The organism is Vibrio sp. 970, assembly GCF_033339075.1.
In genome coordinates this window covers 1-8,845 of record NZ_JAWOTW010000036.1, presented here as the reverse complement: position 1 = coordinate 8,845, position 8,845 = coordinate 1, and the positions used below count along the sequence as shown (strand labels likewise).

Here is an 8,845-nt window from a genome sequence, read left to right as displayed (position 1 = left end):
CCATGCGTTAGGTTTAGGGTTTAAGGTGGTATGCGGAGGCTACGGTATTGCGTGCCTCACACCTTAACAAGGCGTTATACCTTATCGGAGAAAGTAATATGGAGTTAGTTTTACCATCATTAAAGTTTGAATCCTCTTTTGCGAGTTTCCATGAAGATTTCGCTCTACATGATATTGAAAATGCTGAATATTATCTCGAAGGAAAAACCGATTTTAAGGTGTATGTTCAGCATCTGAAAGACGAAGCAAAAGGAATTAATTTACCTGAAAACTATGTGCCATGTAGTCACTTTTGGTTAATCAACTCAGATAAAACGATTCTTGGCACAATTCGAGTACGTCACCATATCAACAATGAATTTCTCTCATTAGAAGCCGGACATATAGGCTATGATATTGCCCCTTCATTTCGTGGCAAAGGTTACGGAAAATTGATGCTTTCTTTGGCTCTACCTAAAGCGGCTGAGTTAGGAATTGAGCAAGCTTTGGTTGTTGCCGATGAGGACAATTTAGCGTCTAGAGGTGTTATCGAAGCGAATGGTGGTAAGTTCGATAAAATTGTAATAGGTAAAGTTTTTCCCAATCCTTTGGCTAGGTATTGGGTGAGATGTAAGTAACGGTATAACAAATTGCTTAAGCGTGATTCAGCACGCGTGGCATTTTTGATATGCGTTTGATTTCGGTGTTGAAGTGCTATGCGGCGGCTTGGTCATTGCGTGCTTCACACCTTAGCAAGGCGTTAGGCAAATGGATGAACTATGTCAGAATTTAAGTACGAAATTATTGCTCTAGAGGGTTCAACAGAGATAGATTACAGAGCATATTTTGATGGGAAAGCTTGTGATTTATCTGAAGTTTCAGGTCATATTGCGAAACTAAGAGCATCACTTCAACTAATACTTGCTGATATAAGAGAATGTCACGAAATACTTAACTCAATGAGAAATCATGAAGACTTGTCTAGTCATTTATATAAAGCCTTTGTGATTACTTACAGTAAATGTTTTGCTAGTGGCGCTGTACGAGGGTTATCTTTAGATTCAAAGCGAGTATACAAATCTGCTCCTGATCTGCTAAAACTTCATGACCATGTGTACAAAATGAGAAATACTTATATCGCTCATGCAGATAATTCAGCTTGTGAGCAGGCCGAGGTCTATTTTGTCAAACACGAAAACATCTCAGAAGTGTTTGTGCCAACTAGCAAGTACTCAGCGCCATGGTCGCATAGTTTCGAGGAGCTATTTAGTTTAATCAATGAGTTGTATGCTCATGTTGTTAAACAAACTCGCAAGGTTGATTCGAAAATTACGGAGCAATTTGCCTAACAAACAATTTAAGAGTGATTCAGCACGCTTGGCATTTTTGGTTTGGGTTAAGTTTAGTGTCTACGGTGGTCATATTTAGTGTCGTGGTCGCGTGCTTCACACCTTAATTGGGCGTTAGCTTTCTGGGGAGAAATAATGAGGATCAGACAAATTAAGGCTTACCGAGTAACATCAATTATTTCTTTGCTGTTAGGCATTACCGCACTACAGGAAATATATATAATCGAAAACCTATTAATTATTGGTTTTGCTGCTGGTGTGCTTGGTACCTTCTTGCTAGGCAGTGCCGGGCTTTTTACGGTATTTCGATTTGTGTCTGCGTTTTTGAAGGAATCAAGTTTAAGCCTGTCTAGTCGTGTTTTAGGGTGTGCTTATTCGGTGCTACCTGTTCTACTTTGGTACTTATGCAACGTTAAGTTTATATTGGTGCCTGCGGTGAATGCTAAAGAGCTTTCAACCTTCTTTATTCCATCGGCTTTGGCTGTGTTAAATGGAGTTATAGGGGTAATCTTATTCTTCGGAGTCGTTGAAATAAATAATAAACTTCTGGGGAAATCATAAAGCTAACAAACTGTTCAAGAGGGATTCGCAACGCGTGGCATTTTTGCTATGCGTTGGTTTTAGTGTTTAAGGTGGTATGCGGCGGCATCGGTATTGCGTTGCTCACCCCTTAACAGGGCGTTATTTTTTTTTAGGTGAGTTATGGAGAAAATAATATCAACAGCTTTTGTAGATATGTGTGGTACTTATGAGCGGATGCTATGTTCATTTTATCCAGCGAGAGACTCAACAGGATTTACAGAGCAAAATCAGGTTCACAACTTTGTGAACGCATTAAAAACTGCGTTAGATGATGAAAACTCGGTACATTGGTTAGAGTTCCCGTGGGTCAAGAAGAATGAGCATATTGATGGGATGGTATTTTCTCCAAAATATAAATCAATATTTTACATTGAAGCAAAGCGCCTTTCTAAATCGATTCAAAAGTCACTAGTGGTGAAAGATATTGAAAGGGTAGTTAGTAGTGATCGGTCTTTTATCAATTGCAATGACCTTTATGCTGATCATGAATACATAATTGTTTTGTCTGATGTCTGGCTTGAAGATAAATGGAAAACGGCAATTCCCCATTGGTGGTTGGGCTGCGAAGAACTTCCTGTTCAATTTCAGTCTTGGGAGTTCAAACATAAAAGAAAGCTAGCTAAGCCAAAAAGTACTCTCCAAAAAGAACTACAAACAAGAAACATAGATTGGGTAAACTCAAATTCCCTTGTTTATTTGGTTGGCGAAAAAGTAGATAAGGTAAAGAACTACTGCCTATTATTAGCAAGCAAAAAAATATAACAAAGCATTTAAGAGTGATTCGCAACGCTTGGCAGTTTCGCTTCGCTCAAGTATAGCCAAGCGCCGCTCACACCTTAATGCGGCGTTATGGCGCAGGGCAAAATTCAGCTAAGGGAACTAGATGAGTGATAAAGTTAAAGTAGCCTTGCAGTGGCTCAAAGAAATCTTGGATGCAGAGGATGTGGAGTATCAAATAGTCGGTGGGTTAGCGGCAACCATTCATGGTGGTAGTCGGGAAATCGCAGATATAGATCTTTATATTCATAACTCTGACGCAGACAAGGTGTTATCGCATGTAGCAAAATACATATCAAAGCCGTTAGATCATTATGCCGAATATGGTTGGGATTTAGAGTATTTCCAGTTGGTTTACCAAAGTCAAAAAATTGAAATCGGTTTGTCTCAACATACGAAGATACAATCACGTCAAGATGGTTCTTGGCACCAGCTTGAAATCTACTTTTCAGAATCAGTTCTTAAAGATTATCAAGGTATCGAGTTGCCAGTCATCCCAGTTAATCGTTTAGTCGAGTACAAGCGGATATTGGGTAGGGAAGTAGACCAAATTGATATACAAGAGCTAACTTTGAGTTCATCGCCATAACAAAGCATTTAAGAGTGATTCCCAACGCTTGGCATTTTCAATTTAAGGTTGGGTTTTGTGTTTACCGTGCAATGGTTTAGGTTTGGTGGTAGCGTTGCTCACACCTTAATGCGGCGTTATGTTCTAGGAGAAAAAATGAACAGTTCTCGATATCATTGGCAAGAAGAGTTAGAAAAAGCGAAAGCCCAAGGCGATGAAGAAAAGATTAAGCATTTTAGCTATCTATTGTTAACTTACACGGACGAGTACTTTGAAAATCTAGATAAATTTTACACTTTGCTTCCTTCCGATGGTGATCTGACACTACTAGTTCTCAAGGGGCATTTATTAATCGAGCAGCAAATTCGCTCGTATGTGCACAACCATTTTCCAAATCAAAAAGCTTTAAAAGAAGTTTTTAAAGATACCCATAGTTTAATCAATGCTGGTAAGGCATACGCAGACCCAGACTGTACTGAAACACTCGTCCTATGGGATTGTTTTATAAAATTAAACAGTATTCGGAACTTTTTGGCACATCGTCTAGACCATACTGGTTTACAGCATAAAATAGACGATTTTCTCAAAGTATCTGACCGCTTTATTTCATTTGGTCCAGATAGTGATTCTGCGTATGATCGAATGCACAATGCGATCAATGCTATTTACCAAAAAGCGCTTTATCTATCGACAGTTCAAGAGAAGAAGTACCGAGAATTTGAAGAGCAACGAACATAACAAACTGTTTAAGAGTGATTCGCAACGCGTGGCATTTTTACTATGCGTTGGTTTTAGTGTTTAAGGTGGTATGCGGCGGCTTCGGTATTGCGTTGCTCACACCTTAACAGGGCGTTAGTAGGTCAGGATGAACAAACAAAAACTCAAGCGTCTAATTCAGCAAGTTCCTGAGTTAATCGAAACAGCTGAAGTGTGTCGGGAAGTAGGGCTGCCAAACTTCTATATCGCAGGTGGCGCTATTACTCAAATCATCTGGAACAGTATTGAAAGTAAATCGCTTCTTGCTCAAGTTAAAGACTTTGATATCGTCTATTTCGACAGTTCTAATGATGTCACTGAAGATGAATTCAAAAATCGTATTAGTTCACGGTTAAGTCATGGTGTCGACATTGATGTAAAAAACCAAGCAGTCATACATGAGCGCTACTCTAAGAATTTTGGTTGCTCCATTCAGGCATACGAGCGTGTCGAACAAGGTATCGAGTCTTGGCTTTCTGCCTTTGCTATTGGGTTCAATCTAGATAGCTCAGGTAATATTAACCTGTTCGCCCCCTACGGGTTAGAGGATGCATTTAATATGTTGATCAAACCAAACAAAAAGGCAATGACAGAAGCTAACTACAACAAAATGAGTGCTGGCTATAAGGCTAGGTGGCAACAAGTACAGGTGCTCTCTTGGAATTGACCTACTAACAAACGCTTTAAGACGGATTCGCAACGCTCGGCGGTTTTGGTTTAATTTAGGTTTTGTGTTTACGGTGTAATAATTGAGTGCAGTAGTAGCGTTGCTCACCACTTAAGCGGGCGTTAGCAAACAAGGAGTATGAAGGTGAGTCAAAATCCTTTATCAAATTTAACAATCGATTATTGGTATAAGTTGCTCCCAGTAATTGCTTCTGTGACTTTGGTTCTTTCTCTTACAGTTGAGCTTCAAGGAGTAACTAATACATTAGTTCAAATTGCATCGATAGGAGTGATTTTTATCGGGATTGGTGAATGGATTAATCATCCTCTTCAGACCAAATTAGCTTATAACTTGAAAATAACTAACCGGAATAGAATAAACACTTTCTGGGGTAATATGTGGGATGTCGCAGGAGTTGGTTTGGTAATATATGCGTTTAAGTTTCTATAGTCAGAATCAGCCAATTGTTTGCTAACAAACTGTTTAAGAGTGATTCGCAACGCGTGGCATTTTTACTATGCGTTGCGTTTAGTGTTTAAGGTGGTATGCGGCGGCATCGGTATGGCGTTGCTCACACCTTAACAGGGCGTTATATTCTTACGAGGAAATTTTGGATAAATTCGATATAGGCAAACTTACTTACAAACCAGCCAAGGAAGTTGCTCAAGAGATGTTAGCAAAAAAGGAACAGGCAAAAGCTTCTCCTGCTGTCCCGAAAGATCTAGAAGGGCAGTCTCTCTGGCACTTAATAAAGAGTGTAAAGCCAGTAGATATCTACTGTTACCTGAACGCTCGGTTTGGTCCGCCAAATGGAATGCAAATGCTTTTCAAATCTAATGATAGTGACAACCTGTTTCAATGGCATTATACGCTTCACTACGAAGAGGAACGCATTGAAATCATGTGTACTAACTACCGTATTGAGGTAATGCATAGTTTTGCTTTTCCTGACCATCAATTCGCTGTTGATCAATTCCTTTTGGACATAAAAACGGATTACCAAAATTACAAAAAAGAGATCAGTGATTTTCGTAAAACTTTGGAAAAGTGGAATATATTCATAAACCCATTTTTTCACAATAAATCGGTTATGGAATATCAAGTAAATGCACTTGATGAATTGAAGATCGATAGTCTCTCCGATGTTCCAGAAACAATAACAGAAGAAAATCAGAATTATTTTAATGAAGTCGCAGCAAAGTACACCCAAGCTACTGCTTTAGCATTTAGTATCAGAATGTTAGCTCCGGTATATGCTGAGTCCTTTGTTAATACATTAATATTCCTTCTCGCTGATGATGATGTCAAAAAAGATAAGCGTTTGTATGACAGCATTATTAGACAAAACATTGATATTCGAGTTAAACAATTACATAGGAATTGTAATGGTTTCGTACATCCTGTTGACTACAACAATGCCGAAGCATGTAAGAAACTACATACGTTATTTAACAATCGGAATGATTTGTTACATGGGAATATAGACCCGAAGAAATCCGTTTACGACACATTCTATTTTCAGGGCAAAACACCACTTCCACTTGAGTTCAAAAATATGTTTACTCAGGCTCACTCTGCATCAATGAATGTATATTCTCCTGAGCAGGCTTTACAGGATTATGAAGTAGTGCAAGACTTTATAGCATATGTGCTTATGTGTCTTGATGAAAACCTAGATAAGCAAGTTAGGCACTTTTTAGAAACTCAAGATCCTGGATGGAACGACAAGACTGGAAGGGTAGGAATTCTATTTCCTCAGCATTACGCTGATAGTCATATTGGACTGAGCATACCAATAACTAAAAGCTCCTAATTAGCCCAGAATATAACAAACAATTTAAGAGTGATTCAGCACGCCTGGCATTTTTGGTTTGAGTTAAGTTTAGTGATTACGGAGGTCAAATTAAGTATTGTGGCACGTGCTTCACACCTTAATTGGGCGTTAGGAGTTTGCGCATGAAATTGATTTTTAGTGTCGTTTTAACATTGTTTGCATTCAGCTCTAACGGAGCAGAGCAAGTAACCACAAAAGATTTGTACGAGAAATTCAACATGAGAACTGTCTATAGCTCTTATGGTCAGAATTTAAAGTGGTATTGTGAAAGTTATCCTAGAGAGTTCTTTTCTACAGAAGAGGCTTCGTTTGTTTCTGATAGTCGACTTGAGTTAGTGTCAGGTGACAATGTTTGGATTTTCACTATTTCAGAGCCAAATATAGTTACTATTGGAAATCAGATAACATCGGGTACATATAACAGCGTCTCAACGTATGAGCTTTACTTTGACCCTCGGACTCAGGACTGGAGGGCAAATGAAACATATATAGACATACCGAAAGATTGTGAACGCTATGAATAAAACTCCTAACAAACTGTTCAAGAGGGATTCGCAACGCGTGGCATTTTTACTATGCGTTGGTTTTAGTGTTTAAGGTGGTATGCGGCGGCTTCAGTATTGCGTTGCTCACCCCTTAACAGAGCGTTATATTAAGGGGCGTTTACGATAGTGCTAACGTTGGCTTACTTTCACTAACTTCCCTTGCTACAATGCATTCTTTGAAAGAAAACATAGGGAATGAGAATTAATGTCCGTAGAAAAGTGTTTAGATCATATTGAGTTTTTTGGATACAAAGCAACCCAAGATGAAGACGGAGACTGGGTGGCTATACGAGATGAACACCCAAGAAAGTTGCTTGTAAGAGAGGCTGTTGGTGGTATTGGTTTTAGTATATTTTTTGACCTAGATGGTTCAGCTTTTGATTTGGAATCTGCTAATCAATTAAACAAGAAAATTTGGTTATCTACTGCGGCTATTTATGATGAGAACTCTGTTGGACTCGATTTTTGGATTCCATCTTACGGGGATAGAGAAACCTTTGGAAAGGTCTTTAATCGTTTTCTAAAAGAAGCAGACATGTTCATGAGACGTTTAATAGATGAATCAACCGATGAGGATTAAATATGGAACCTCATATTTTAACAACAGTATCTTCGATACTTGAGGTTGGAGGGTTAGCAGTTTTTTTTAACTATGTAATTAAAGGCTTGAAATCAAAGATAGACTCTTTGTCAGAGACGATCCAAGTACAGAAAGGAACGATCGAGGCAATGGAATCTAGAGTCTCTGAAGTTCAAAAAATTGGCGAGACATATACAAAATTTGCTAAAGAATTGCCTTCATATGTTGAAGATTATGAAAAGCTAGTACGTGTGACTAAGGATAGAGTTATAGATCATTTAGAAAAGGAAGTTAAATTCTATAAGAGTAAGGCAGATGGCTTTCTCGAAGAGCCAGAGAGTCTCTCTAGTGGAAAAATTAAAAAGTTCAAAGATTCTATAGACAATTAATATAACAAAGCATTTAAGAGTGATTCCCAACGCTTGGCATTTTGATGTCATCGTTGGGTTTTGTGTTTACGGTGGCATGGTTAAGTTTCGTGGTAACGTTGCTCACACCTTAATGCGGCGTTATGTGCTTATGAGGAAAATTGACATGGAAGTGATAGAGGCCAACCCTGATTTGGCCCCAATATTAGCGAGTTATGCGAAAGAATGCCTAGAATCGGGTATTCCAAAATATTCGGGTGTGGAGCAAGATCCGACAGCTTATTTGTCAGGTTTGGTCGAACGTTCAAAGGCAATCTCCGAGTTACCAAAGGGATATTTACCTAGTACAACTTACTATTGTGTATCGAACTCCGAAATTTTAGGTGCAATCCGAGTTCGCAAAGGTACTAATGCCAACGTAGAAAATATCATTGGTCATGTCGGCTACGAAACTAGACCGTCAGCTCGTGGTAAGGGTGTAGCCTCATTTCTGCTTGCTTGGGTGCGAGACCATGTTGTCACTGATTCAGTTATTGTTACTTGCTCAATTGACAATCCTGCATCTCAAAAGGTCATTGAAAACTGTGGTGGTGAATACCTCGGTAACTACACAGATGAGAGTGAGGGTACGGTAAGGCGTTACCGTTTAGCACGCACATAACAAAGCATTCAAGAGTGATTCGCAACGCTTGGCAGTTTCGCTTCGCTCAAGTATAGCCAAGCGCCGCTCACACCTTAATGCGGCGTTATGCGCTCGCAGAAGTGGAGATAATCAATCATGGAAGATTTAGCTAATTCGTTAAGAAGTTCTGGCCTAAAAGTCAAAATTAAAAAAGGAAA

At 39.0% G+C, this 8,845-nt stretch carries 13 protein-coding genes; all 13 read left to right on the top strand.

Translation table 11 applies throughout. From position 1 onward, the window contains the following. Nucleotides 1-98 precede the first annotated feature (98 nt). The 13 genes from R7Q11_RS24180 (at nt 99) to R7Q11_RS24105 (ending at nt 8,666) form a co-directional block, all read left to right on the top strand. Nucleotides 99-617 carry a GNAT family N-acetyltransferase gene (locus R7Q11_RS24180; protein WP_225466798.1) on the top strand — a complete coding sequence of 173 codons (519 nt, stop codon included), beginning with the start codon at nt 99-101 and terminating at the stop codon, nt 615-617. Between the two features lie 141 nt (nt 618-758). Beyond that, entirely contained in the window at nt 759-1,328 is a 570-nt protein-coding gene (locus R7Q11_RS24170; protein WP_213916269.1) for a hypothetical protein, read from the top strand. A gap of 135 nt (nt 1,329-1,463) precedes the next feature. Continuing rightward, complete coding sequence (locus R7Q11_RS24165; RefSeq protein WP_225466797.1) at nt 1,464-1,889, top strand: hypothetical protein; 426 nt, start codon at nt 1,464-1,466, stop codon at nt 1,887-1,889. 141 nt (nt 1,890-2,030) lie between these two features. Next, nucleotides 2,031-2,672, top strand: a complete 642-nt coding sequence (locus R7Q11_RS24155; RefSeq protein ID WP_054702880.1) for a hypothetical protein — start codon at nt 2,031-2,033, stop codon at nt 2,670-2,672. A gap of 121 nt (nt 2,673-2,793) precedes the next feature. Next, entirely contained in the window at nt 2,794-3,276 is a 483-nt protein-coding gene (locus tag R7Q11_RS24150) for a hypothetical protein (RefSeq protein WP_017821432.1), read from the top strand. Nucleotides 3,277-3,411: 135 nt separating this feature from the next. Beyond that, nucleotides 3,412-3,993, top strand: coding sequence for a hypothetical protein (locus R7Q11_RS24145; RefSeq protein ID WP_171345232.1), 582 nt, complete (start codon nt 3,412-3,414; stop codon nt 3,991-3,993). 127 nt (nt 3,994-4,120) lie between these two features. Beyond that, nucleotides 4,121-4,678 (top strand): nucleotidyltransferase family protein, encoded by a 558-nt coding sequence (locus R7Q11_RS24140; protein ID WP_225466796.1) that lies wholly within the window; start codon nt 4,121-4,123, stop codon nt 4,676-4,678. 144 nt (nt 4,679-4,822) lie between these two features. Then, nucleotides 4,823-5,128, top strand: coding sequence for a hypothetical protein (locus tag R7Q11_RS24135; protein ID WP_225466795.1), 306 nt, complete (start codon nt 4,823-4,825; stop codon nt 5,126-5,128). 160 nt (nt 5,129-5,288) lie between these two features. After that, entirely contained in the window at nt 5,289-6,491 is a 1,203-nt protein-coding gene (locus tag R7Q11_RS24130; protein WP_213916279.1) for a hypothetical protein, read from the top strand. 143 nt (nt 6,492-6,634) lie between these two features. Continuing rightward, nucleotides 6,635-7,036 carry a hypothetical protein gene (locus R7Q11_RS24125; protein WP_053304463.1) on the top strand — a complete coding sequence of 134 codons (402 nt, stop codon included), beginning with the start codon at nt 6,635-6,637 and terminating at the stop codon, nt 7,034-7,036. Nucleotides 7,037-7,262: 226 nt separating this feature from the next. After that, the gene (locus R7Q11_RS24115; RefSeq protein ID WP_225466794.1) at nt 7,263-7,637 is read left to right on the top strand and encodes a hypothetical protein; all 375 of its coding nucleotides are present in this window, start codon (nt 7,263-7,265) and stop codon (nt 7,635-7,637) included. Nucleotides 7,638-7,639: 2 nt separating this feature from the next. Further along, a complete protein-coding gene (locus R7Q11_RS24110) occupies nt 7,640-8,026 on the top strand; it encodes a hypothetical protein (RefSeq protein WP_225466793.1) in 387 nt (128 codons plus the stop codon). A gap of 145 nt (nt 8,027-8,171) precedes the next feature. Further along, entirely contained in the window at nt 8,172-8,666 is a 495-nt protein-coding gene (locus R7Q11_RS24105) for a GNAT family N-acetyltransferase (RefSeq protein ID WP_225466792.1), read from the top strand. Nucleotides 8,667-8,845 lie beyond the last annotated feature (179 nt).

Bases quoted from the DNA above. Each gene is read 5' to 3' on its own strand.
- R7Q11_RS24180 (WP_225466798.1), top strand. From the start codon at position 99: ATGGAGTTAGTTTTACCATCATTAAAGTTTGAATCCTCTTTTGCGAGT.
- R7Q11_RS24125 (WP_053304463.1), top strand. From the start codon at position 6,635: ATGAAATTGATTTTTAGTGTCGTTTTAACATTGTTTGCATTCAGCTCT.
- R7Q11_RS24115 (WP_225466794.1), top strand. From the start codon at position 7,263: ATGTCCGTAGAAAAGTGTTTAGATCATATTGAGTTTTTTGGATACAAA.
- R7Q11_RS24165 (WP_225466797.1), top strand. From the start codon at position 1,464: ATGAGGATCAGACAAATTAAGGCTTACCGAGTAACATCAATTATTTCT.
- R7Q11_RS24155 (WP_054702880.1), top strand. From the start codon at position 2,031: ATGGAGAAAATAATATCAACAGCTTTTGTAGATATGTGTGGTACTTAT.
- R7Q11_RS24150 (WP_017821432.1), top strand. From the start codon at position 2,794: ATGAGTGATAAAGTTAAAGTAGCCTTGCAGTGGCTCAAAGAAATCTTG.
- R7Q11_RS24110 (WP_225466793.1), top strand. From the start codon at position 7,640: ATGGAACCTCATATTTTAACAACAGTATCTTCGATACTTGAGGTTGGA.
- R7Q11_RS24145 (WP_171345232.1), top strand. From the start codon at position 3,412: ATGAACAGTTCTCGATATCATTGGCAAGAAGAGTTAGAAAAAGCGAAA.
- R7Q11_RS24170 (WP_213916269.1), top strand. From the start codon at position 759: ATGTCAGAATTTAAGTACGAAATTATTGCTCTAGAGGGTTCAACAGAG.
- R7Q11_RS24140 (WP_225466796.1), top strand. From the start codon at position 4,121: ATGAACAAACAAAAACTCAAGCGTCTAATTCAGCAAGTTCCTGAGTTA.
- R7Q11_RS24105 (WP_225466792.1), top strand. From the start codon at position 8,172: ATGGAAGTGATAGAGGCCAACCCTGATTTGGCCCCAATATTAGCGAGT.